At 46.4% G+C, this 26,268-nt stretch carries 18 protein-coding genes; 6 read left to right on the top strand and 12 right to left on the bottom strand.

Features of this window, described 5'->3' with window-relative positions:
- Positions 1-20 precede the first annotated feature (20 nt).
- Both R3D00_28775 and R3D00_28770 read right to left on the bottom strand, forming a co-directional pair.
- Positions 21-806, bottom strand: coding sequence for an ADP-ribosylglycohydrolase family protein (locus tag R3D00_28775; GenBank protein ID MEZ4777205.1), 786 nt, complete (start codon positions 804-806; stop codon positions 21-23).
- 11 nt (positions 807-817) lie between these two features.
- On the bottom strand, positions 818-1,315 hold the full coding sequence (locus R3D00_28770) for a hypothetical protein (protein MEZ4777204.1): 498 nt from the start codon (positions 1,313-1,315) through the stop codon (positions 818-820).
- 122 nt (positions 1,316-1,437) lie between these two features.
- On the opposite strand from R3D00_28770, the gene R3D00_28765 reads away from it, so the two are divergent.
- A complete protein-coding gene (locus tag R3D00_28765; GenBank protein MEZ4777203.1) occupies positions 1,438-2,052 on the top strand; it encodes a DUF1080 domain-containing protein in 615 nt (204 codons plus the stop codon).
- Here R3D00_28765 and R3D00_28760 read toward each other — a convergent pair.
- From R3D00_28760 to R3D00_28740, 5 genes are all read right to left on the bottom strand, one after another.
- Positions 2,042-3,250: a nucleoside permease gene (locus R3D00_28760; GenBank protein ID MEZ4777202.1), complete on the bottom strand. Its 1,209-nt coding sequence runs from the start codon at positions 3,248-3,250 to the stop codon at positions 2,042-2,044. The genes R3D00_28765 and R3D00_28760 overlap by 11 nt on opposite strands.
- A 29-nt stretch (positions 3,251-3,279) precedes the next feature.
- Complete coding sequence (locus tag R3D00_28755; GenBank protein ID MEZ4777201.1) at positions 3,280-4,470, bottom strand: Gfo/Idh/MocA family oxidoreductase; 1,191 nt, start codon at positions 4,468-4,470, stop codon at positions 3,280-3,282.
- 113 nt (positions 4,471-4,583) lie between these two features.
- Entirely contained in the window at positions 4,584-8,831 is a 4,248-nt protein-coding gene (locus R3D00_28750; GenBank protein MEZ4777200.1) for a two-component regulator propeller domain-containing protein, read from the bottom strand.
- Positions 8,832-8,970: 139 nt separating this feature from the next.
- The gene (locus R3D00_28745; GenBank protein ID MEZ4777199.1) at positions 8,971-10,344 is read right to left on the bottom strand and encodes a glycoside hydrolase family 140 protein; all 1,374 of its coding nucleotides are present in this window, start codon (positions 10,342-10,344) and stop codon (positions 8,971-8,973) included.
- Between the two features lie 7 nt (positions 10,345-10,351).
- Positions 10,352-11,545: a redoxin domain-containing protein gene (locus tag R3D00_28740; protein ID MEZ4777198.1), complete on the bottom strand. Its 1,194-nt coding sequence runs from the start codon at positions 11,543-11,545 to the stop codon at positions 10,352-10,354.
- Between the two features lie 152 nt (positions 11,546-11,697).
- Between R3D00_28740 and R3D00_28735 the strand changes: the two genes are divergently transcribed.
- The 4 genes from R3D00_28735 (at position 11,698) to R3D00_28720 (ending at position 17,145) form a co-directional block, all read left to right on the top strand.
- Positions 11,698-12,024, top strand: coding sequence for a PadR family transcriptional regulator (locus R3D00_28735; protein MEZ4777197.1), 327 nt, complete (start codon positions 11,698-11,700; stop codon positions 12,022-12,024).
- A complete protein-coding gene (locus R3D00_28730; protein ID MEZ4777196.1) occupies positions 12,021-14,606 on the top strand; it encodes an ABC transporter permease in 2,586 nt (861 codons plus the stop codon). The genes R3D00_28735 and R3D00_28730 overlap by 4 nt, the downstream gene beginning before the upstream one ends.
- Before the next feature lie 75 nt (positions 14,607-14,681).
- Entirely contained in the window at positions 14,682-16,325 is a 1,644-nt protein-coding gene (locus R3D00_28725) for a sulfatase (protein MEZ4777195.1), read from the top strand.
- 16 nt (positions 16,326-16,341) lie between these two features.
- Positions 16,342-17,145, top strand: a complete 804-nt coding sequence (locus tag R3D00_28720) for a dienelactone hydrolase family protein (protein ID MEZ4777194.1) — start codon at positions 16,342-16,344, stop codon at positions 17,143-17,145.
- 40 nt (positions 17,146-17,185) lie between these two features.
- Here the strand turns inward: R3D00_28720 and R3D00_28715 are convergent, their stop codons facing one another.
- Together R3D00_28715 and R3D00_28710 are read right to left on the bottom strand one after the other, a co-directional pair.
- The gene (locus R3D00_28715; GenBank protein MEZ4777193.1) at positions 17,186-17,734 is read right to left on the bottom strand and encodes an MOSC domain-containing protein; all 549 of its coding nucleotides are present in this window, start codon (positions 17,732-17,734) and stop codon (positions 17,186-17,188) included.
- Between the two features lie 18 nt (positions 17,735-17,752).
- Entirely contained in the window at positions 17,753-20,341 is a 2,589-nt protein-coding gene (locus R3D00_28710; GenBank protein ID MEZ4777192.1) for a glycoside hydrolase family 2 protein, read from the bottom strand.
- Positions 20,342-20,713: 372 nt separating this feature from the next.
- Between R3D00_28710 and R3D00_28705 the strand changes: the two genes are divergently transcribed.
- Complete coding sequence (locus R3D00_28705) at positions 20,714-21,670, top strand: sugar phosphate isomerase/epimerase family protein (protein ID MEZ4777191.1); 957 nt, start codon at positions 20,714-20,716, stop codon at positions 21,668-21,670.
- Between the two features lie 2 nt (positions 21,671-21,672).
- Here the strand turns inward: R3D00_28705 and R3D00_28700 are convergent, their stop codons facing one another.
- From R3D00_28700 to R3D00_28690, 3 genes are read right to left on the bottom strand one after another with little or no spacing between them, the layout of a single operon-like run.
- Complete coding sequence (locus R3D00_28700; protein MEZ4777190.1) at positions 21,673-22,962, bottom strand: cellulase family glycosylhydrolase; 1,290 nt, start codon at positions 22,960-22,962, stop codon at positions 21,673-21,675.
- Between the two features lie 37 nt (positions 22,963-22,999).
- On the bottom strand, positions 23,000-23,842 hold the full coding sequence (locus R3D00_28695) for a DUF4249 domain-containing protein (protein ID MEZ4777189.1): 843 nt from the start codon (positions 23,840-23,842) through the stop codon (positions 23,000-23,002).
- Between the two features lie 6 nt (positions 23,843-23,848).
- Positions 23,849-26,197, bottom strand: coding sequence for a TonB-dependent receptor (locus R3D00_28690; protein MEZ4777188.1), 2,349 nt, complete (start codon positions 26,195-26,197; stop codon positions 23,849-23,851).
- Positions 26,198-26,268: the final 71 nt, after the last annotated feature.

The raw sequence follows: 26,268 nt of genomic DNA, 5'->3' as shown, positions 1-26,268 counted from the left end.
GGCCGGATAATTATCTGGCCCTACCCCCCAAACCTCCTATCAAACGCGCGGCTGATGGCTCCCAGCTCTTCGGGAAGAATTCCATAGGCGAAGTCCAGTATTTCCTGTGGTATCTGACGATAATACGCCGCCGAGATGCCACCAGTGATACAGGCTAAAGTGTCGCTGTCTCCCCCCAACGATACCGCCAGCCGGATCGACTCCTCATAATCTGCGCTCTCCAAAAATGCCTGGATCGCCGGGGGCACCGTCAACTGACAGGTCTCGTCAAAATAATACCCCGGACGGATCTCGTCTATACTCCGGCTCAGGTCGTATCCGAATGTAGTGGTTACATATTCGGCAATTTCTTTTTTGCTGCTCCCCGTCCGCGCCAAAAACATAGCGCCCGCCGTCGCCTGTGCGCCTTTTATTCCCTCCGGGTGACTGTGGGTGGGCCAAGCGGTATGCGCCGCCATTTCCAGTGTTTCTGCAAGCGTGGTACAGGCAAACCCTACTGCACTCACCCGCATGGCAGACCCGTTGCCAAAACTTCCGTATGGCTGCGGATTGTCGGAAGCCAACCAGTGATAGAAATTGCCACCATAACCCCGCCCCGGCCATGCACGCCCGTAGGCGTGCATCAGGGGACCAAAGGGTTTATCCTCCAATATGCCTTCTGCCACGGCAAGGGTCATCACAGAGTCATCCGTAAAATCGCAGGCTGGATGAAGTAACTGAAAATCTGTTGTTTTGATCCGATCCCACTCAAAACGGGAACCGATGATGTCTCCGGCAATAGCGCCAATAATGGTTGGATAAGGCATATTATGTTGGATTAAAGATGTTTCCGAAATTTTGCGCTGCGTCTGATTTTTTTGTCCTTCATTCGCTGTCTTTTACACCTGCAATATTCATCTCCCCAGGGACAATCAGATGACTCATAGTCGCAGAATTCCAGATGGACCTGGCCAAAAGGAAGAACAGGAATGGGAGACTCGGCCCACTTGTGGACAAGCTGCTGATAGATTTTTTCAGCCGGTACGCCTTTGGGAAGATCTGCATAAATATTGAGACTTTCCCACAGCCCGAGAATGGCATCACTGATCTGCCGGATGTGTTCTGCGCTGAGTTTTTCAACCGGAGGGAATGCCTCAGGGCTGATTTCAAAAAGGTCGGCCATCTCATATTTCGGGCCAAATAAAAACATCATTGGCCCCTCCATAAAATCCGGAAAGTCGGAATAGGGGGAAATAGCGCGGATGTTGGGAAGTGTTGGAAACTTGCCGTGGTGACTGCGAAGGTCTTCGCAGAGTTGATTAACGTACGTGTTCATGGTTGAATAAATAAATTGGTACAAAAAATGTGTGAACTAATTTATTATATTTTCTATATATAGCGCAAGTTGTTTTTGATTTTTGAATATTTTTCCTACCCATAACATAAAACCAAGCCTCTATGCACCGGCTGATACCCTTCCTTTGCCTCCTGCTCGTGGCCTGCACTTCTGAGCCTGCCTCGCCTCCCCCGACGGAAGTCTGGGAACCGCTATTTAATGGTTCTAACTTTAAAGGATGGTTTCCCATTCCCGGTGGTACCTGGGAAGTAACCGATGGAATGATCCTGGGCAAAAGTCCTGCTTCAGAAAAACGCCACGGTCTGCTTGTTACCGAAAATCGCTATAAAGATTTCACCGTACGGCTGAAATACAAAGCAGTAAAAGGCAATAGCGGGCTTTATTTTCGGGTAGATACTGTAGCAGAGACTGTAGGTGTACACGGCTTTCAGGCGGAAATAGACCCGGAAAAAGACGCCGGAGGATTGTATGAAACAGGGGGCCGTGCCTGGGTGGTTCAGCCTGATTCCGCTTCCGTAGCTTCATGGTACAAACCCGGTGAATGGAACACAATGTCTGTTTCGGCTCGCGGACAGGACATCACCGTTGTAGTCAACGACTCTGTCACTGCCCGCCTTACCGGTGACTCCGGGCGTACCGAAGGATTTATCGCTCTCCAACTCCACGGGGGAATGGATATGGAGGTATGGTTTAAAGATATTGAAATTATGAAATGACCTTCTCGGTCTCGGTTTTGGTAACTTCTTTAAAAGCCATCCAAAAACCTACAAGCACCATTCCTGCCAAAGCTGCGGGGATATACCATACACTCGCCCAATGGTGCCCGCCTTCTGTCTGAAAACTACTCACCACCTGGGAAGATAGCCAGGTGCCGATGTATAATCCCAACCCGTAAGTAGCAAAAGTCAATAATCCCTGTGCAGAGCTTTTCAACCTGTCAGGTGTTGCCTTGTCGACATAGATCTGCCCCGCAACAAAGAAGAAGTCATAACAGACCCCATGCAGAAGGATACCAATAAATACCATCCAGAATATCATTGGGCTGGCCCCCAGGGCAAAAAATACGTAACGCAGTACCCAGGATCCCATTCCGATCAGCATGACATTTTTCATCCCCAGCCTGATAAATAGCAGCGGCATCAATATCAGAAATATCGTCTCCGAAGCCTGACCGAATGTCTGAAGCCTGGCAGTATTTTCAACGCCGATTTCGATCAGATACACATTCGTCCAGGCATAATAAAAGGCAAGCGGAATACATATCAGAAAAGAGGAAATCAATACAGTGGCAAATGAGCGATCCTTCATCAGTGCCAGGGCATCCAGGCCCAATATTTCCCTAATACCCGTATGTGTATCTTTTCCTTTTGGCGGTGTATGTGGCAGGGTAAAACAATAGATTCCCATCAAAACTGATACAACAGCCGCAATTTGCAAGGGTACGGCCGTAGTTTCTCCGCCCATTCCACTGATCACCCAGCCTGCAACAATCCATCCGATCGTACCGAATACCCGAATCCCGGGAAACTGCTTTTCCCTGTCGTCGATATGATAAAAACTAAGCGAATTGGTAAGCGGAATGGTAGGCATAAACACCAGATTGTATGCCAGCAACAGCATAAAAAACGGGGTAAACTCACGGGTAACAGAAAGTGCATACATTAATACCGCACCTACCAGATGTAATATCCCCAAAAGCCGTTCTGTCGAAAAAAAGCGGTCGGCTACCATCCCTACAAAAAACGGTGAAATCATTGCCGCAATAGCATAGGTACTAAATGCGAGCCCGGCCTGTGCATCTGAAAAGGCCAGCGTTTTTGTCATAAAGGTGATGATCGTAACAAACCAGAATCCCCAGATCAGGTAGTTGAGAAACATCATGGATGACAACTGCGTGCGTAATTTTACATTCATAATCTTTGAATTAGTCAGGGTAGTATGGGTTAAATGATTTTTTCGATAACAGTACCCGTTGATTTTTCGCGTAAGATAAGTTTCTTTCGCCCATCGGGCATTTTTTCTTCCTTCAGATACAGATATTGGGCGTCGTATTCTTTAAAGCCGATTTTTTCTACGGGCTTTTCTCCGCCCCGCCATACGGGCAAATGGACTTTTTCCCACTGCCGGGATTTTGCAGAGCGATAACAGGCATCCATGACACTGTTGACGACATATCCGTCATAAAAACTTTCCATTGGCGTTTTCCCTGCATCGAGTGATTCCAGCATATCCTCAAACATATGATTGTATCCGAGGGCATTCACCTCATCTCCTACCGGAAACATCCATCCTTTATCGCTTTCGACTTTTTCACCTACATAATCCCCCATTCCCACAGCGGTAAATACTTCATACCCGGTATGAGTAAAATGGTCAATACGCAAGGTGCCTTCTGTACCGGCGACTTCGTCGCGGAGATCCATCCCTCCGCGATAGGTCCAGCTCACTTCAAACTGAGCCACTGCCCCGCTTTCGTACTTTATCAGGCCGATGGCATTGTCCTCTGCATCAATGGGTTTGACCAGGGTGTCGGCCCAGCACATGACTTCCATCGGGCGATTATTTTTGCCCATAAAGTTGCGGCCGATTTCTATACAATGGCATCCCACATCGATGATCGCCCCGCCGCCCGATTGTTTGGCGTCCCAAAACCAGTCGCTGTGCGGGCCGGGATGGGCTTCACGCGAGCGGGTCCAGGTGATCTGCCCCAGGGCGCCTTTCCTTACGGCGTCCAGCGCTTTCAGCGTTTTGGGGGTATAGGCGAGGTCTTCGAGATACCCGTGAAAAATGCCTGCTTTTTCCACCGCCTCGAGGATTTCGAGGGCTTCCTGGCCGTTCATAGCCAGCGGCTTAGTGCAGAGAACCGCTTTACCGGCGGCTGCCGCAAGTAGAATGGCTTCTTTGTGCAGATTGTTGGGCAGCCCAATGACCACAACGTCTGTTTCTGGATCATTGATCGCATCGGCCATATTGGTTGACCACCGGGGGATGCCCCATTTTGCGGCAAATTCGCTTGCCCGGTCTTCCCGCCGGGAATATACATGCATAACCCGGTCTTTACCTCTTTGCTGGTGAAGGGAAAGCGTGTAAAACATGCCGATCAGCCCCGAACCCAGCATGGTAATTTTGTGCATAGGAGTAGTCATTAGTTTTAAAACCTGAGGTTTATTTCAGGTTGTCAAACCAATATAGAAAAAATCTTGTGGTTTTCTATCTGTCGCTACTTATGTGCAGTATTCAAACGATTTCAGTCAGGCTGACCATATAAAATCAGCTTGCCATAGCGGTTGACAAATTCGTATACTTCTGCTTTCCTGAAGGGTTTGCTGATGTAATCATCCATACCGGCAGCCAGGCATATTTCCCTGTCGCCCTGCATCGCGTTGGCTGTCATGGCGATGATGACTGGCTGCCGCAAAATTTCGGAACTCCTGCGTATTTCCCGGGTGGCCTGAAGCCCGTCCTTCTCCGGCATTTGCACATCCATAAAAATCAGATCATAAGATTGTTGATGTGCGGCTTCAACAGCGAGTTTTCCATTTTCTACCATATCTGGCTCATAACCTGCCTTTTTCAAAACGGTAAGAATCAACTTCTGATTTACCGGATTGTCTTCTGCTATCAGAATTTTTATCGGGTAAATGGTTTCTATTACTCCTGTCTCAGGAGCAGTGAGTGATTGTTGAATTTGCGGATGGAGGTTGAAAGTTTGTTCTATCACTTTCATCAGTTGGCGTTGCCTGATAGGTTTGGGCAAAATAGCTGCAAAAAGCCCTGTTTTTTTCAAAGTCACCAGGTCGCCGATAGAAGTAAACAGAACCACGGGGGGCATTTCATTACCCAGGCTTTCCCTGATTTTTTGTGTGAGTGCCACCCCATCCATACCGGGCATCTGCATATCTGAAATGATGAGTTCAGGCAGATAACCCTGCGCAATCATTTCCAGTGCGGCACAGCCGGAGTCTGACTCTGTGACCTCACAGCCAAACTTTTTCAGATAATGATGGATAATCCTTCGATTGAGCTCCGTGTCGTCAATGAGGAGAATTTTTCTGCCTTTCAGACATACTTTATCAGATGAGGGAACCGAGGCCATGGTCTGTGAAGCTGCTGCAGTTCGGATCGAGAAAGTAAATGTTGCACCTTTTCCTTCTTCACTTTCTACCTCCAGCTTTCCACCCATCAGATTGGCAAGCCGTGAAGAAATGGCAAGCCCAAGCCCCGTACCGCCATATTTTCGGGTAATGGTCGCATCTACCTGGGTGAAAGCTTCAAAAAGGGTTTCAAGCTTATCCCGGGGAATCCCTATTCCTGTGTCAATGACAGAAAATTTAAGTTCAAACGGGGCGCCTGAATGTATCGCCGGTATTTGCGCCTTGCGGACAAATATTCGAAGAAAAATCTCTCCTTCCAGGGTAAACTTCATCGCATTATTGATCAGGTTAATCAATATCTGTCTCACGCGAATTACATCTCCGGAAATACGTACAGGTACGTCATCCTCAATCAGATACATGAGGTCCAAATGTTTTTCAGCAGCCTTAGGGCTAAACAATTCGAGCACGTCTTCCACACATTCCCCCAGGTCAAACGGAATTTGCTCAATCTCCATTTTACCAGATTCGATTTTTGAGAAGTCAAGGATATCGTTGATAATGCGCAGCAGATTTTCACTACTTGAGCGGATCGTTGAAAGATATTCTGCCTGGTCCTTCTCCAACGGTGTCTCTGAAAGGAGGTCAGTCATACCGATTACGCCGTTCATTGGGGTGCGAATCTCATGACTCATATTTGCCAAAAATTCACTCTTCGCCTTATTTGCCTGAATCAACTCTATGGTACGCGCTTCGACCATCGCCTTCAACAGAACTTTGTCAGCCATAATTTTCCTCGAACGAAGGAAATTTACCAAAAGGATCAGCCCTATGATACCTATTGCCACGATAACCCGAAACCACCAGGTAGCCCAGAATGGCGGGGTGATAATCAGTTTCAGCGAGGCTCCTTCCTCATTCCACAAGCCATCATTATTGCATGCTTTTACCTCAAACGTGTAGGTTCCCGGGTCCAGGTTGGTATAGGTAGCGGTATTTCGTTTGTCTGCGATATTCCATTCTTTTTCAAATCCTTTCAAGCGGTAGGAGAATTGATTTTTGTGGGAAAGCGTGTAATTAAATGCCGCAAACTCAAAAGTGATGACAGAATATTTGTAAGAAAGCTGGATTTGCTGTGTACGCGATATTTCTGTGTCAAGTATCGCCAGCGCATCTTCATTTTGATCACTTTTTATGGTTACCAAATCATTGAAAATGCGAAGTCCAGTGATTTTTACGACGGGTATATGAGGGTTTTGGGCAATTTCTTCGGGAGAAAATACATTCATACCATTTGTTCCACCAAAAAATAAATCTCCAGCCTGGTTCTGAAAAACCGCATGACTATTAAACAGATTTCCCTGCAATCCATCTTCTATATTGTAATTGTTGATATGACCGGTAGCAGGATCAAAACAAGACAACCCCAGCCGGGTACTCAGCCAAATTTTCCCAAAATGATCCTGAGTGATACCCGAAATTTGAATATTGGCAATTCCGGTTTCGCTTCCATAGTTGGTAATGGTTTCTGTGTTGATATCAATGAGGTCAAATCCATTACCTGTTCCGACCCAGAGTCCATCCTTAGACGCGTAGATGCTGTAAATGGTATTATTACTTATCGACCCCTGGCCTGTATGTTGATGCGTATAACGTTTAAAAGAAATAGGCTTTCCCGGCTCTTCAATCAAACGATTTATCCCAAGCCCGTTTGTGCCTATCCAGATATTCCCATTGCGATCCTGGGTGATGTCGTTTACCTGATTGTGGCTAAGACTGGAGGAGTCGGCAGGGTCATGGCGGAAAAGCTGAAATTTACCTGAGGAAGGATCAAATAATGCCAGCCCCCGGTCTGTTCCCAACCAAAACCTTTGGTCTTTATCCTGAAATATGTCCCAGATATCGGTACCTTCCAGAATGGTTTTGTCTTCCGGTAAAAAGTAGTGGGTAAATTTATCCGCGTTCCGGTCATAGAGACTGAGTCCGTCATAAGTGCCTGCCCAGATATTGCCCGCGATATCTTCATAAAGTGACCATACGTAGTTGCTCTGAAGACTGGAGGGATCTTTTGACGAATGGGTAAATGATTGTTTTTCGCCAGTATTAATATTATACCTGATAAGTCCGGAACCATCTGTACCAATCCATATTTTACCAAACTGATCCGATAAGATTGCGCTCACATTATATCCGGGGTCAACTTCCGACATTTGAAGACAGGACGTAAATTTTCTTGCCAGCGGATCATATTTTGAAATACCGTTGAATGTGCTTATCCACATGGTACCCACCCGGTCGCGGTAAATATTGCGGATGTGATTTTGACTCAGACTTTCCGGGTCGGAGAAAACGGAAAAGAAATTGCGAAAGCGGAACCGGCTGCCTGTGATGGTAGATTTTTCCCCGGCAGCAGGTGGTATCAGCGGAAGGTCAGGATCAAGAATGCTCAACCCATTCATCGTACCAACCCATATATGCCCTTCAAGATCTTCATGGATTGACAATACGGTATTATCACAAAGGCTATTGTCCCGTTCCGGCTCATTTACAAACTGAAGAAAGCGGGGAGAAAACAATGGGTCATCTGCCTCATCAGAGTGAAGACTTCCGGGAAGGAGAAGATTTAAGCCACCACCAAAGGTTCCCACCCATAAGCGCCTGTTTTTATCTTCAAATATACTCCACACATTGTCACTGCTTATACTGGTCGGATCACTTATGTCATGGGTGAAATGACGAAAAGTGTACGACGCATTACCCTTTTCATCCTCACATGGCACTGCAAGGTTAAGGCCACCGTCCCAGGTTCCCAGCCACATACGGTGCAGATAGTCTTCAAATATACTCAGCACGGCAATTTCGCTGATAGAGGTGGGGTCTTGCGAATGGTATTTGTAAGTAGTAAATCTTTCGGTGTCGGGATCAAAAAGATTCAAGCCATTTTCTGTGCCTATCCACAAAATGCCCTTGTGGTCTTCAAACATGCACAGTACTTCGTTGTTGCTGATAGAAGCCGGATCGTCCGGATTGTGCATATATCGCTTAAATCGCATGTGTTCTGTGTCCAGACAGTTTACTCCCCCTCCTTGCGTGGCTATCCAGATTCTTCCCCGCCGGTCTTCCAGCATATATTTAATTACGTCGCTGCTAAGTGAGGCAGGGTTTTCTTTATCACTTTTGAATAAAATAAAACGAGCACCATCATACCGGTAGAGGCCTTTTCCCGTTCCGATCCAGATAAATCCGTAACTGTCTTCCAGGGTACAGTAAACCATACTGGCATCAAACCCTTCCCGGCTTCCCAGACGATCAAATTTCAGGCTGGTCATATGACCTGACAACCTTGAAAATACCAGAATACTACATACCAGGGTTACAATTGAGATGTAATTTTTTATCACAATTACAGGTACTCCTATTTCATGTGAAATTGAGTAATTTCTTCCGCAACAAATATTCAAATCCTTTCTATTTCTATCAGGAATGCATATTCTTGAAGTGGAATGTTAGCTTTCCAAAGAAATTAGCGGGCTTTGTGTGTTATTCTTTTTGGAGAACGAGTACCCAGTCATTGCCTCTGCCAGGCTCACCCGGAGGATCAAACCGACCTGTTTCCATCAATTCTCCATTAATCTCCAACCTGTCGGCAGTACGCGGGTCAAACCAATAGCCTTTAAAGGAAGAAGTTACTAAAAGGCTTTTGTCAAACTGGACGTCAGATCCATAAGGTGTATAGGCCATTGCCAAAGACTTATCTGTGGCCCATGCAGCGATCACTTTTCGCCCTCCGTTAGTAGTATCAGCAGCGATCAATTCTGGTGCGGGAACCAATTTGTACCAGGATATTTCCTCCAGTAGCTGTTTCATAAATCCCACCTGAGAAGAACCCGGATGGTGAATGGCTTGCTGCCACGGTGTGCGCGCCGCCGAAATCGGTTCTCTACCTTCCTGCCACATCTGCCAGATATTGTGGTCGCCATAAGTATGCCCGCAAGAGCCGGAAAGACCTCCCCACCAGGCGGCTTGTCGCACATCGGCAGCATCAAACCAGCCGTTTGCCGGTTTCCAGTTGATCGGGTGATCTTCATATCGGGGTTCACCGTCAAGGGTAGGTTTTATGGGAATAAGCGCATAGTTGGCGAGATTGACTTCGTAGTTGGGCTCGTTTACGCGGCCATGTCCTGACTGAAACATATTAAAGTCCAGCCAACTGTCATTGTGAAAAAACTGAGCAGAATTGCTTCCTCCCATGGGGTGATAGGTCATGAGGTGATTGCCATTGTCTCCGGCCTCCAGGCCTTGAGCCATACTGCGAACAATGGCGAGTTGTGTATCATTTTCCGGGTTGCGATCGCCGCCCAGTATCCAGATGATCGGTTTGTCTTTGTACCGGTTGCCCAAAAATTCTCCATAGGTCCGGGCATTTTCTGTTGTGAAAACCTCTGGACCTTTTCCCCATCGGATATTAAACTTATCGCCCCAGGTGGGCAGCATTCCGATAAACATTCCGAGGGATTCGGCCTTATTGACAATATAGTCGACATGGGCAAAATAGTCTTCAACGGGCTGGGTAGGGTCATTGTCAGTAAGGGGAAAATGCCCGTATGCGTTGGGCACGGTCAATCCTTCCAGCTCGGCAAGTACCACTGCCTGTATTACGGTAAAGCCTTTGGCCGCGCGGTCTTCCAGATAGAGATCAGCTTCTTCCCGGTTGAGGCGGTGAAACAATTCCCAGGCGGTATCGCCGAGGTAATAAAAAGGTTTGCCGTCGGCAAACGTCAGGTAACGATGATTATCGCTGACTTTGAGGCTGGGATTTGAAGGTGTGGAGGATTCAGACGAAGGATCGTTATTTTCACAGGCAGCCAGGCCCATTGCCCAAAGCAAAACCAGAAATATGCGGAAATTTTTCATATTGATATCAATAATACCGACCAATCATCGGATGCTCTACGATCGTTTTTTTAAGAATCAGCGGGTCGATAATTCCTTGTTGTGAATAGACAACTTTCCCGCCTGGCTCAACCAGCAAGGTATAGGGAAGTGCGCCATTCCAGTTGGGGTCAACGGCTTCTATCAGCGCATATTTATCGTCTGTGGCAAATGCGTAATTGGTAAGGGCGGACGCCTGTTTTTGGAGAAACTCCAGCGCTTTATCGTGATGTTCGGGGCTATCTGCCGTCAGAGAGATAAATTCAAAGTCTCTGCCTTTAAACATCCGGTGGATTTCCACAAATTCCGGGTATTCAAGGATACAAGGGCCACACCAGGTAGCCCAGATATTAATGAGGCGAAGTTTTTTTGAGTCATTGGCTACCAGATTTTTTACCCCAGCTTCATCAAGGGCAGAAAGAGAAACAGGTGCCGCTTTCCAATCTTTTTCGACTTTGAGGGTATATTCATTTTTCCATGCCCATTTGACTGAGCAACCAAAAGTTTTGGTTTCCGGTGTGGCCACCGGAGAGCCGGCGATGACAGCATCCAGTGCTGCGCGAAGATCTTCGGCATTAGCCGTACCCGGTTTTTCAGAAGCATCCAGGCGGCCTACGTACTGCAGTTTGCGGTTTTGGTCAAATACATAAGCATGGGGCGTTGCAACGGGGCCATATTTGATGGAGACTTCTTCATTATCTCCGTCATAGAGGTAGGGAAATGGAAAAGCCTTATCTGCAGCCCTGATTTTCATCTCTTCATAAGTATCGTGAAGATCGGTATATCCGCATTCCTCATGTAACAAAGCTGGCGGACTATTGGGGCTGATGGCCACCATTTGTACACCTTTATCCTTGTACTCATTGGCAATGGCAATCATGCGGTCTTCATAAGCCTGAGCAGTTGGGCAGTGATTGCAGGTAAAAATAATGGTGAGCACTTTGGCATCATCAAAATCGCTGAGCTGATAATACCGGTCATCGACACCGGGCAATTTAAAATCAGGTGCCTGTGCACCAACGGGAAGAGTTGTGATTTCCTGCGCCGCCACGATTTGCGGATTAGCCACAAAAAAAGGCGCTGCGATGGTTTCTGTTGTTTCTGCGTCGGAATCGCTCTCTCCGCAAGCCGGCAGGAAAAGCAGTATCGGTAGAATAGCAATAAGGGTGAGGAATGATTTCATAGGGGTCAATTTATAGGAAGTGAAAATTAAAAAAAATTACCCTAATGTGCATCATGGTGTTACATGATTGTATGGTTTACAATTGTGAAAGAAATATTACTTTTTTTTTGTAAAACATATATTACATTTACTTTTGTAGAAATAATAAATCTATGGGAAGATCATATCTGGGGGAATTTGAAGAGCTGGTTTTGCTCATGGTAGGCGTGCTGAATGAAGAAGCTTATGGCGTAGCGATTCAGGATGAAATCCAGGCCCGGGCCGACCGCAGTGTCAATATCAGTGCAGTACACACAGCGCTTCACCGGTTGGAAGAAAAAGGTTTTGTCAAATCGCAGATGGGCGGTGCCACCGCTGAAAGAGGCGGTCGCCGTAAGCGACTATTCTCCCTCACTTACAATGGGAAATATGCGCTCGACCAAACGCGGGAAATACGCAACGATCTCTGGCAGCAAATTCCTAACATCGCCTATTCATGAATCCTCAATTTCAACCGCCACGTTGGGCGCAGAAGTTTCTCCGGTGGTATTGTCATCCGGATCTGCTGGAAGAGATTGAAGGTGATCTCTTCGAATTGTTTTACCGTCGTGTAGAAGAGAAAGGCCCTGGCCATGCACGGCGGTTGTTTTCGTGGGAAGTTTTCAGATTTTTCAGACTTCGCATTTTGAGAAAATTTGCATTCATCATCTATACTGCCATGTGGAAAAACCATATCAAAATCGCCCTGCGCAACATGCAGCGGCAAAAAGCTTTTACCGCTATCAATATTCTGGGACTCACCGTCGGCATTACCACTGCGATGTTTATGCTGTTATGGGTTTCTGACGAATGGCGTTTTGACCGGTTTCACACAAACGCCGACAAGATTTACCGGGTTTACTGCAATATGACTTTCAGTGAAGGCGAAATTGTGACCTGGGGAACGGTGCCGCAACCGCTGGAAAAAGTATTGCGGGAAGAATATCCCGAAATTTCCCATGTTGTACTCATGGGAACAAGCCGGGCCGCCAATTTTGGGCTGGACGATAAAGTATTTAAAGAGGAGGGCCTTTATGGAGGGAAGGAAATGTTTGAGGTTTTTTCCTACGAACTGCTGGAAGGAAACCCTGAAGATGTGCTGAGTGACTTAAAGTCGCTGGTCATCTCTGAAGATCTTGCCCGCAAATACTTTGGAGAAAACTGGAAGGGCAACACTTTGGGGAAAACCATTCGAATCAATAATAACCGGGATGTAAAGGTAACCGGCGTTTTTGCTAATGTTCCAGACAATTCTTCCCTGAAGTTTGACTTTGTGCTCTCTGTCGAAGACCTCGTTGAAAATCAGCCATGGCAAAAAGAATGGGGGAATTTCAACTTCTGGATGTATGTCATGCTGAAAGAAAATACAGACGGGAAAGTTGCCAGTGCGAATATACAAGAAGCCATTAACCGGCATTACCCTGATGCTGAAGCGAGTTTGTTTTTACATCCATTGACAAAAGAACACCTGTATTCTCAATTTGAAAACGGGAAATCTTCGGGTGGAAAAATCAGCTATGTGCGCATTTTTTCAGTGGTAGCGTTGTTTTTGATTCTGATTGCCTGTATCAATTTTATGAACCTTGCGACGGCTCGTTCGGTCAAACGCGCCAAAGAAATTGGTGTACGTAAAGTCATTGGCGCAACCCGGTCTTCGCTGATCAGTCAGTTTATGAGCGAATCGATCCTTACTGTAATGATTTCCATGGTTGTGGTTGTTTTGTCAATGGAGTTATTGATGCCATTTTTTAATTCGCTCACAGGGAAAAATCTGTCGATTGACTATGCGAGTCCGCAGTATTGGCTGATATTTTTGGGCATTGCAGGATTTGCAGGAATATTATCAGGGAGTTATCCTTCCTTTTTCCTCTCATCATTTCAGGTAGTACAGATTTTGAAAGGGACGTTAAAATTTGGCAATAGCGCTGTGTGGATACGGATGGGGTTGGTGGTATTTCAGTTTTCACTTTCCATTTTGCTGATCATTGGTGCATTGGTGGTAAATCAGCAGGTAAATTTTCTCAAAAATCAAAATCTGGGTCTGGACAAAGAAAACATGATATTTTTTGGCCATTCGCAAAATATGAACAACAACTTTCCCGCGTTGAAAGAAAAAATGCTGTCGGTACCCGGCGTAACTTCGGTTTCTATTTCAGACCAGAATCCACTTATGGTTCAAAACTCAACCAGCAGCCCCGACTGGGAAGGCAAAGACCCCAATCTGGAAATGTACTTTCACGTACTGAAGGTCAATGAAGACTTTCTCGACAATATGCATATCGGCCTGGCTTCTGGTAGAAATTTCTCTACAGACTATTCCCTTGACTCAGCCAACTACCTGATCAATGAAACCTCGGCAAAGGCGATGGGGTTGACAGAGCCGCTCGACAAAGAGCTCGAAGTCTGGGGGAGAAAAGGCCGAATTATCGGTGTGATTAAAGATTTTCATATTACGTCTATGCACACCCCCATTGAGCCGGTCATTTTGACCCTGCGACCCGAAGACTGTGGGTTTATGTTTGCCCGGACAGCGCCCGGGCAGATCGAAACAGCCCTTGCCGGACTGACAACAATATACAAAGAATACAATGGAAACCTTCCGATGGACTATCGGTTTTTGGATGATACCTATCAACAGTACTACGAATCAGAAACGGTCATGGGCCAGCTGGCGCGTTATTTTGCAGGGATCGCCATATTCATTGCCTGCCTTGGGTTGCTGGGACTGGCTTCGTTTTCTGCTCAACAGCGTACGCGGGAAATAGGCATCAGGAAAGTGTTGGGTGCGTCAGTTCCGAATCTTGTCATGCTCATGTCGCGGTCATTTGTTCTGCTGGTTGGGCTAGCATTTGTTATCTCAACGATTGCCGGGTGGCTGTTGCTTAGCTATTGGTTGTCGGGATATGCGTATCGCACGGACATGGGAATAGGCGTATTTTTAGCAGCGGGAGGCATATCAGTTGCGGTCGCCTGGCTGACGATCCTGTTTCAGGCACTTCGCGCAGCGTCAGCCAATCCGGTGGAGGCGATACGGATGGAGTAAGCGGTAAACGCTTTTTTTCTTACAAAGGAAACCCTATTTTGCAGTAGTAAAACCCTCATTATTATCTCTACTACTATGAAGTTTCCTTTCCTCTTGCTGGCCTGTGTGGTCATACTCACAGCCTGTGATCCGAAGCCCTCTCCGGAAAAGGATGAGCAACCTTACCGCGAGTTGCCTTTCCGCCCGAATATCATCTGGCTGGTAGCTGAAGACCTGGGGCCTTATATTCCGTCATTTGGCGATTCGACGGTAGAAACTCCCACACTTAGCTGGCTTGCGGCTGAAGGCATCCGCTATACGCAGGTATATTCGCCTTCAGGAGTTTGCGCCCCCAGCCGGTCGGCCATTGCTACAGGGATGTATCCCTCGCATATTGGCAGCATGCACATGCGCACGGGCGGAAATCCCGCCTATTTTGCCCCGGGCCTTAAACCTTACGAAGCGGTTATTCCCCCGGAAGTGAGAATGCACGGCGAACACCTCCGAATGGCAGGTTACTACTGTACCAACAATGCAAAGGAAGATTACCAATGGAAAAAGCCAGTAACTGCATGGGACGAAAGCAGTAAAAATGCACATTGGCGCAACCGCGCACCGGGGCAGCCATTTTTTGCTATTTTCAACTTTGAGGTCACCCACGAATCGCGAATCTGGACTAAAGCGGAAGATTCTCTCTGGGTGGATGAAGATCTCGACGTCCCCGTGCCACCGTATCTTCCTGATAATGAGATCGGCAGAAAAGACATTCGCAGAATGTACTCCAACATAAAGGAAATGGATGCACAGGTAGGCGAAATCATCCGGCAACTGAAAGAAGATAATCTGCTGGACAGCACCATTATTTTCTGGTATGCAGACCATGGCGGGCCTTTACCGAGAATGAAAAGATTGTGTTATGATTCAGGATTACATTTACCCCTGATTATTCGATTTCCTGACCAAAGAAATGCAGGAGAAATCGATGATCAGCTCGTCAGTTTTGTAGATTTCAAACCTACCATCCTGTCTCTTGCTGGCATAGAACCGCCGGCTTATGTAGACGGGAGAGCTTTCCTCGGCAGATATGCCACCAGCCCCCAAAGAAAATATATTCATGGAGGCGGTGATCGATTTGACTCCGAATACGATATGATCCGCGCCGTACGCGACCATCAGTTCAAATATCTCCGCAACTATCGCCCCGAACAGGGTTATTACCTGAAAGTACGTTACCGCGAACAAATGCCCATCATGCAGGAATTGCTGCGAATGCGCGACGCGGGCGAACTAAACGAATATCAGGCTCAGTGGTTTAGGGATTCCAAACCCAAAGAAGAGCTATTTGACTGTATCAATGACCCGCACGAATTACACAACCTCGCAGAACTTCCCCAGTATCAGGAAAAACTCCTCGAACTCCGCGAAGAGTGCGACCGCTGGATGACGGCGATTCAGGACAGAGGCCTTTTGCCGGAGCCAGAATTTTTAGAAACCATTTGGCCGGGGCAGATTCAGCCGGAGACCGCAAAACCCGAATTTGTCGCAGCAGAGGGTAAGGTATCGATTACCTGTGCCACAGAAGGCGCATCCATCGGATATCAGATTCTTGGAGGTAATGCTGAACAAGGAGAGCATTGGATGGTTTATCAGGAACCCTTATCCCTGAGACCCGGAGAAAAACTGGTCGTTCAGGCACACAGAATCGGCTATAAACCCAGTGAGAACGTTACATACGAATAAACACAAACTACTTATTATGAAAAGTACTTTATTACTTGTTATACTTGTTGGTATTTCTTTTGGCCTTTGGGCGCAGGATTACGCTTTGGCTCAACTGGAAAAATCTCCCCGTCATCAGGAGTGGGTAGAGGTGAAATACGGAGATCGGATTGTTCAATGTTTTCTGGTATATCCGGAGGTATCTGAAAATGTTCCGGTAATCATTGTCATACATGAAAACCGCGGGTTGAATGAATGGGCAAGAAGTTTTGCAGATCAGATTGCAGAGGCAGGATATATTGCCATTGCTCCCGACATGCTATCAGGAGCAGGACCCGACGGGGGAAAGACCGATGACTTTGCCAATGCAGATGATGCCCGTAAGGCAATCTACGAGTTAAAGCCCGAGCAGGTAACTGCAGATCTTCAGGCAGTTGAACTATATGCGCGTTCGCTTTCGGCGGGGAATGGGAAAACAGCAACTATTGGTTTTTGCTGGGGAGGAAGCCAATGTTTCAGTTTTGCTACAAATAATGAAAACATCAAAGCGGCTCTGGTTTTTTACGGTACAGGCCCGCAGAATGCGGAAGACTACGCGCGGATCAAAGCGCCGGTTTATGGGTTTTATGGCGGCAATGACAACCGGGTAAATAGCACAATCGATCCGTCCAAAGAAAATATGAAAGCCGGATCAAAATTTTATGAGCCGGTGATTTATCCAGGTGCAGGCCACGCCTACATGCGTACAGGGGATGATCCTGCACTTAGCGAGGATGATTACAACAAGCTTGCCAGAAACGCTTCCTGGGAGCGGTTAAAAGCGATTCTGGCGGGGTTGTAACAACGTATGGAAGACACCTGGTTGGGAATCGACCGGGTGTCTACGATATTTTCCGGATGGAATCCCCAACGCGGATGATTCCAGGGGAAACCACCTTTACATAAATGCCCCGGAGATGCAGATGGCGGTTGGAGGGCGTATTGATAAATTTCAATGCTTCGGGTCCAAAGCGCTGGGAGAATTTTACACATCCTTTGTGTGGGACTTCCGTAACTTCCAGCACGACTTCCCCTGCCTGCAATTGTTGTCCAGCAACGAGATTTTCATCGCGCAGGTCAAAATCTGCGACAATATTGTCGCCAGCAAGCGCCATCCGGTCGGGGTCATTGCCCGCAATCAACTCCAGAATGCGGCTGTTCATCAGCGTAAGTTGATCTCCACGCTCCATATCATAGCTGTTTTTTCCTTTTGCCCAACGGTCTCCTTCCATTCCGCCCTCGGGGGAGAAAAAAACTTCCCTACGGATTTCCCTATGGTTGGAGGCTCTTCTGACAACCAGCATTTTGATTTCCCCATTGTCGGAGGGTGAATTCAAAATCTCCGGCAACCGGGATTCGATTTCTGCGGACGAAGTGTAGATAACGGTCATAGGTACAGATTTAAAAAATTATTCACTTTTCCTCACTGAGCGCGTGGTAAGGGTCATCGAGTGAGGTTTTTCATTTGTTTTGGGGGTAAAAGTGACTGTACGAGTTTCTCCGGGTAAAAGATCAAAATAGTTGTCGGAGAAGAAACCTTCCAGTTCTGTTACATCCAGATGAACGCCAAGGGCAAGTGCATTCGAAGTGACGGTTACGGTATAATTACCTTTCTCCCCGGAAACCGTTGTTTTGAGCGATGGTTCTGGCAAATCCAGGGACTTGGGGCGTGCAAAATACAGGATATTGTCTGACAGAACTGATTCATTTTCACGCAGGGTTGTTACCAGCATGAGGCGTTTTTCCATTCCCGGCTGTATCATTGATTCCAGCGGTTTTTCAAAAAAATACCGGCTGGAATTAGCATATACTTCCACGGGGATATTCTGAGAGAATAAAATTTTCCCATAAAAGTCCATCAGTTTAATTTCTATTTGCGCGGTTACGGGCGTCATTCGGTCAGAAACCACATAGACCCGTACCTTTCCATCATCAACTGTGGGAGAAACAATTACTTCTTCATACGATTTTTTTACTGCGTAATGACTGGCTTTCCACCTGCCGAAATAATCCATACTTGCCCAGGACATGGTCGGCCAGCAGTCATCAATCTGCCAATAGAGCGAGCCCATGGTATAAGGTTTATTTCGTCGGTGGGCTTCCGTGCCGGTTTTGAGCGCTTCTTTCTGGGTCAATTGGCTAAAGTAAACCAATTCGGAAAAATCTTTGGGATCGGGAAAATATTCACGCACATAATAGAGGATCATGTCATTTCCACTAAATCCGGGTGCGATGTAGGGCATGAAGGAACGCTGGCGGTGGCGCATCACCTCAGAGTCCATGTCCAGTTCGTCTTCTCTGGCAAATGCCCGGACGGTGCGCATATCAGGATAAGCCTGCAGGCCATATTCACTGACAAATCGCCCGGTTTTTTCTTTATAGGTATCGAAAGGTTTTTGCTGAAACCAAATCCGCCAGTCATGTTCATCGCCGGAGGTATGGTTGGCGAGTTCTTTGAATGCAGAAGAAGGGGAGGAAGGCCAGAAAAATCGGCCGGGGTCATAGGTTTGAATTGCTTCAGGCAGGATTTCATAGAATACACGCTCATAGCCATGCCAAAGTTCTGCCGAATCTTCTGGCGAAAGGTTGTGAGTCGTTTGCCAGTTCCAGTTGTGCCAGGCGGTAAGATTTTCATTATTTCCACAGTACATAGCCAGGCAGGGGTGATTACGGAGGCGTTTGATATTGTCAATGGCCTCCTGCTTCACACTTTCGAGAAAAGCCTCATTTGCGGGGTACATGGCACAGGCAAACATAAAATCTTGCCAGATGAGAATACCGTTTTCATCGCATAGGTTATAAAATTCGTCATTTTCGTAAATGGCGCCTCCCCAAACGCGGAGCATATTCATATGGGCATCCACTGCGGCCTGGATCACGCGTTGGTATTGTTCGGTTGTTACGGTAGGGTTAAGATTGTGAGGGGGAATATAGTTTGCCCCTTTCATAAATACAGGAATGCCATTTACCTCAAAATGAAAACTGGATCCGGCATCATCGGGAGTTTGTACCAACTTAACTTCTCTGACACCGATTCTTTCCTTATGGGAATGGACAACAGCCCCGCCAGTTGAAAGCCGGAAGGAAATATTATACAAAGGATGGTCTCCCAGGCCGTTTGGCCACCAAATCTCCGGGTTAGTAATATCAAAAGGAATTTCTACAGCTGTGGTTCCTGGTTTCGCCGAAATGGTTTTTGTGCTAATGGAAGCCGGATTATCATTAATAAAAACATCCAGTTTTACCTCCACAGAAGATACCGCAGAAATATTTACAAGAGCCAGATACTTTGCTTTTTCCGGAGAAATAGATTGTGTCTGGATACGCACATCTTCTATCCGGGCATGATTCCATGCGATCAGTTCGACCGGCCTCCATATCCCGCTGGTGACGAGACGCTGTCCCCAGTCCCAGCCAAAGTGATAGGGTGCTTTGCGGGTATGTACGCTGGTACGGCGGTCCTGAGGGGCGAGTTCATTGGTCGCGGGAATAAGGTAGGGGGTAGCATTAAACTTCTTCATTCCCTCCGAGATCGGAGAATGGAAATAAACCCGCAATTCGTTGTTTCCCTGCTTCAGAAAGGGTTTGACATCGACTTCCCATGTCCGAAACATATTGTCGGCAGTCAATAGGAGTGAGTCGTTGAGGAAAACATCTGCATAGGTATCCAACCCGTTAAATTTAAGGTGAATGGCGTCCATTGCAAGCAATTCGCTATTTGCGGAGAGTTCGGTTTTATATTCCCAATCCTCATCTTCGATCCACTGCACATCTTTTTCCTGAGTACGGTATTGCGGATCAGGGATTTTTCCATTGTTGAACAGGTCGCTATGAACTGTGCCAGGAACGGTGGCAGGCATCCAGGTATCTTGAGGAAGCTGGCGGAATTCCCAGTTAGAGCCAAGGGTTTGCCGGATAAATTGCATAGAGTTATCGTTACAGGAGGGCAGTAGAAAAAGGAGAAATAGAATCGATAAGGCATTCCAGATATACTTCATAAGCATAGAAATAAATTCGCCCCGAAAAGGAAAGCAATTATCGGCAAAATAATCGTTTTACTCCAATAGTGTTGAAAAAGGGATTTATATGGACGGGAATTAGGGGGGGAATGACAATTTGTTAAGCCTGTGGGAGGCGCTAACCCCCGTTAACGGGGGTTAATTTATGGATATTCTTCCAAATTATCAAACGCTATATTAACCATTTCCCCAACAAAATCCAATTCCCCTTTATCGTGAATGGCCCGCTCCTTTGCATTTTTTCCCTGCTACTTTAATTTATCCCATAAAGCCCGAATGACAGTATCTTTTTTACCGAAAATTTTTAATTTGAGCCTTACCTTTCACTGACCTCTAAATACTGTTTAACTCATGAATCTCAAGCGCCGTACCTTCCTCCAAAAAAGTGCTCTCGCAACCTCTGGATTAATCATCACTCCCTGGCTGCTCGAAAGCTGTCATTCTCCGGCCACTAACCAAACTAATGACACGGTAAAAGAAATGTTTTTTAAAATTTCACTGGCAGAATGGTCTCTCCACAAAACTTTGTTTGATGGCAAATTGACACATATGGAATTCCCGGGCGTAGCCAAAAATGAGTTTGGCGTTGATGGGGTAGAGTATGTCAATCAGTTTTTTAAGGACAAAGCAAAAGATACCGCATATCTCACCGAACTGAAAACCCGCGCCGATGATCTGGGACTTAAAACGCTTCTCATTATGATTGATGGAGAAGGAAGCCTGGGTGCGCCTGATGAAGCTGAACGCAAAATTGCTGTCGAAAACCACTACAAATGGGTGGAAGCTGCCAAATTTCTCGGCTGCCACTCCATCCGGGTAAATGCCCACGGGGTAGGAACTGCCGAAGAAGTGCATGCAGGCGCTGTGCAGGGGTTGGGTAGCCTCGCTACATTTGCCAAAGACTTCGGAATGAATGTAATCGTCGAAAATCATGGTGGTTATTCCTCCGACGGAAGCTGGCTCACTGGCGTAATGGCAGAAATCGCAATGGAAAACTGCGGAACGTTGCCCGACTTTGGTAACTTCTGTCTCAAACGCACTGAAAATGGCTGTGACGAAGAATATGACCGCTATACGGGTGTAACTGAAATGATGAAGTACGCCAAAGCGGTAAGCGCCAAAACCAACGACTTCGATGAGGCTGGCAATGAAATCCACACAGACTATAAACGCATGATGCAAATCGTCAAAGACGCTGGGTATCGCGGTTTTGTAGGAATTGAATATGAAGGCCGGGTTCTGGATGAATATGCAGGTATCCGCGCTTCCAAAGCTCTACTCGAAAAAGTAGGCGCAGAACTGTCCTGATCTTAAAGCCCCTTCATTTTTCCTGCAAATTCGCGGATAACACGGAGGGTGCTTTCATCTTTGTCATAGACAGAATACCAACCCTGATACTCATGTGGGGGATCTCCGATAAAGTCATCTCCCGCTTTCCATATGGCATGCGGTTCTCTCGGACGGCCTTCTCCGCCCCATGCCCAGAAATTTGCCCCAGCTACAGGTGTACCCTTTTCTGCCAGCTCAAATATTTGCTCAAACATAAAGCGGTAATACGCATCTCGTATTGTAGCCGGTGTACTCGCATCGTGGCTGTTGTTGTCACGGGAAATACCAAATTCTTCCAAAACAATCGGCTTATGGAGTTTTTTTGCCTGACTCACGTGTTTGAGTAAATATTTTTTTGCTTTGGCCTCCGCTTCAGGTAAACTCGCCTCTCCTTTTTCAGGATCAAACCAACCCCAGTTTTGCACCCAGATATGGATCGTTGTATAATCGATATTCGCGATCGCATGGTCTTTGTTGAAACGGGTTCCCGCAAATTTGCTGGAAGTTGCTCCTTCACTCCCTATCGTCACTAAATGGTTTTTGTCAAGGGTCTTGATAAAAGCTGCGCTCCGCTCTATCCAGGTGCGGTATGCCGCAATTTTAAGGATGCCACGTGGCTCATTTGCCAGCTGCCAGGCCATGATTGTGGGATCGTCGCGATAAGCCTTTCCCGTATAAGGATTTGTGCGCTGTATGATAAAAGCCATATGTTGTTCAAAGGCTTTCATCGCGGATTCATTGGTGTAAAAATCGGTGGTAAACAACTGATAGCTGCCCCAGTCCCCACCTTCGGCTGGCGGTGGATAGGGAATTCTTCCTCCTTTTTGCCATACAAGGTATTGGGTCATTCCGCCTGACCATGGCCAGAAATTGTTCAGACAAACTACACCAAACATCTTCCTCTTGCCCATTTCCGCCAAAAGAAAATCCAGCCCGTCGAGTACTTCCTGGTTATATTCTCCCTGACTGGGCTGCAATGCCGGCGACATTCGCCAGGGCTCTTCGTCAGGCCCTTCACTACCGGCCATAATTCGGAGGTTGGTAATGCCCATGCTCTCAAGCTGGTCCAACTCGCGAATCAGTCTCGATCGGTCACCGCCCGCACCTTTTGATCCCAGGTTGAGGCCATACCAGAAATTTGTACCCAGAAAATAATACGGCTTCCCCTCATAGTAAAATTGGGTGCCGTCAGTAGTAATAAAGGAGCCTTGGGCATTTACCATAACAAATACAGAAAGCAGGTAACAACAGGTCAGAAAGTGTTTTTTCATACGGCGATGAGTTGATTGAGTAAAAATAGGCATTATCCTACTCAATATACAACCACCTCCGGTCAAAAGTAATTCCGGTAAATATACCCAGCCCTCCAGAAATATTCGACTTAATCGTAGCAGGTTGCCCAAATGGATTATAATTGGCATCTGTAGCTGCGGAAGATGTCTCCAGATAGCGATAATAGTCTTCGGTAATATGGTAAACCGTGCGTATCAGCGTATCTCCTTTTTCGTATTCGAAAGCTGTCCCAAAACTAAATTCCTCGCCATTCGTGATTTCATCATTGACAAAAAAGTCCTGATCAGGATTGTCATTCAGGTTATGCCGCTGAAGTACCACACGATAAAAATTGGCTCTGTCAGGATCATCCTGAAACTTGGTCAGTACAAACGCTTTCTGGTCATCATTGTACTTGTAGGTCATCGTGTCAATTTTTACCGGAGGAAGAATCTGCGTAGTGGCAAACAATTTGTCTCCATTGGCACGGGTAATTTCCAGCGTGAAATCCTGATAATAATTCTCCGGAACCACATCAAAGGCAACATAGGTGTAGATTGTGTCCCCGATAATCGGTTTTAATACGCCCAGTTCATCCAACGAATCGGGTACAGCTACACCAAAACGATTTAAGGTAATAGTTTTGCCATTGTGGGCGATCGTTACCGTCGCATCCGTAACATATTTGATGCGGATATTGTCGTAATAGGGTACACTTTCGATGAGCGAAAGTATATAGGGCTGCCCGGGTTGAAGGTAACACTCAACCGCCATTTGTGATTCATACTCGGGAAGTTTCAGATCTACCTCTTTTTGCATATCGCAAGCGGCGACAACAGCGGCGAGAAGTACGAGGGTATATAAAGTTAACTTGCGCATGGTTGATTAAAACTTAAAGTTGTATGTGATAGAGGGGATGGCCGGAAATAAAGCAACCTGCTTGGCCTGTTGACCAATAATGGTTCCATTGGCATCCCGTACATTGTCAGGGTAAATGAAATAGGGATTGCGGCGGTTGTAAGCATTATAAACACTAAACGTGAGATCCGACTCGCCCCATTTAGGAAAAAATTTGCAGACAATACCAATATCTAGTTTGTGATAAGGTGGCATCCTGAAACTGTTTCGATCCACATAGACCGGGACAATATTGGGATCCGAAAAGTTTCCGTTGAAAAAACCCGGCCCAAAAGAGAAGTATCTGCCTACTGCAAGGGTTGTTGCATTTCCTGTTCGAAATTCCCATGAAGAACTAAAACTCCAACGTTTGGTGAGCTGGTAAATGGCAACTACCGACACATCGTGGCGTTTGTCATTGCGTGGGTGAAATGGCTGACCGCCATTGATAATATCTTCAGGAATGGTCTCTCCGCTTTTGTTTACCCCATCAAACTGACGCCACGCCCACGAAAGGGTATAACCTATCCAGCCCGTGAGTCTTCCGTTTTTCTTTTCAAGGTAAAATTCATTTCCATATCCCCACCCTTTCCCAAAAACAAATTCCCTGTCCAGGTTGTCGTTGACAAACAGGTTGGCCGCATCGCGAAAGTCGATCTGATTGTGCAGCCACTTATAATAAACTTCATTGCTGAGCAGCCAATTTTCACCGATTTGAATGGTAATTCCTGCCGCGATCTGATCAGAGCTTTGTGGCTTTACCCGACTATTGGATGGATACCAGATATCTGTAGGTAAAGATGCGCCACTACTTGCGACAAGATGCAGGTACTGCATCATACGGGCATAACTGGCTTTCAATGAGACCTTTTGGGAAAGGCTGTATTTGGCCGCAATCCTCGGCTCTACTCCGTAATAAAAACTGCTGTCACCGGCAAATCCTGAGATTCGAAGACCTGTATTGATCGTAAGTGCCTCATTCACATCAAAATCATCGGAAATGTAGGCGGCCAATTCGGTGCCATAATAATTATTCCCGGCATTAAACTGGAAACTACTGTCAGCAGCGCCTGCATCCAGGCGTCCTACAATAAAGCGGTGATAAATCCCTTTGGCTCCAAATTTTACAGTATGCTGGTCAGTAGGCAGCCAGGTAAAATCTGTACTCAGACTTCCGTCAGTAATGCGGGATGAAAGCTCAAACGAAAAAATATCAAACTGGTTGCTGATCTTATATTCGTAGTCGGAATAGCTGGCTGATGTATTGAGAAATAACCGGGGAGTAAAAATATGGTTCCACCGGAGGGTTGTATTGCTGTTCCCCCAATCGAAGTTGAAGTCAAAATCTCCATCATCAAACTTGAATCTGTCCCGGCCAAAATATCCGCTCAGAAACAACTGGTCTTTATCGCTGATTTCGTAATTGAGCTTGGCGTTAAAGTCGTAGAAAAAATAATCGGGGATCCGGTTGAAATCTTGATTGTCTTTTTGTGCTTCGTTGATCAGCCTGGTAAAAACATCCACATATGTACGACGACCAGAAATCATAAAAGAAGCTTTGTCCTTTACAATCGGCCCTTCCAGCGTCAAGCGGGAAGCGATAAGTCCAATACCTCCTGCACCGGAAAATTGTTTTTTATTTCCATCATTCATTTTGACATCAATGACGGAAGAAAGGCGACCGCCGTACTGGGCAGGAAAACCGCCTTTATACAGCTTGACGTCTTTCACCGCATCAGAGTTGAATGTGCTGAAAAAACCGAAAAGGTGGGAAGGATTGTAAAGAACGGTATTGTCCAGAAGAATGAGGTTCTGGTCAGGCCCGCCCCCCCGCACATAAATTCCCGAACTTCCTTCACTTCCTGAAGAGACCCCAGGCTTGAGCTGTAGCGTTTTGATAATGTCAACTTCTCCAAAAAGTGCCGGTAAAATTTTGGCTTCTGCCATACTGATCCGGCTTACACTCATTTCGGTGGAGTTGAGCTGTTCGTCAAAACCCTCTGCTTCAATCAGCACTTCGTCAAGGCTTTTCACTTCAAGCTCTATATCAATCCGCTGGTCTGTGTCCATACTGATTCGCTGCACCTGAGTGAGATATCCGGCAAATATATAGCGGATCGATACGGTGTCTTTGGATGCTGGAAGCGTAAGTGAATAAAAGCCGTACTCATTGGTATAAGTACCCTTCTGGAGTTCGGGGGCAACAATCGTAGCACCAATAAGGCTTTCACCTGATTCTGCTATTTTTACATAACCGCTGATCGTGTGTGAGGCAGATTGTGCGAAAATAAAAACCGGGAAAATAATCACTAAAATCCCTGTAGAAAAATATTTCATTGTTTGATGGTCTGAGTGAAACTGTTGGAGATATGTTCTGGTAAAGTTAAATTTCCTTCCAACCTAAAAAC

This window comes from Bacteroidia bacterium, from assembly GCA_041391665.1.
In the GTDB taxonomy this organism is placed as follows: domain Bacteria; phylum Bacteroidota; class Bacteroidia; order J057; family J057; genus JAGQVA01.
This window is presented reverse-complemented; position numbering and strand designations above follow the sequence as displayed.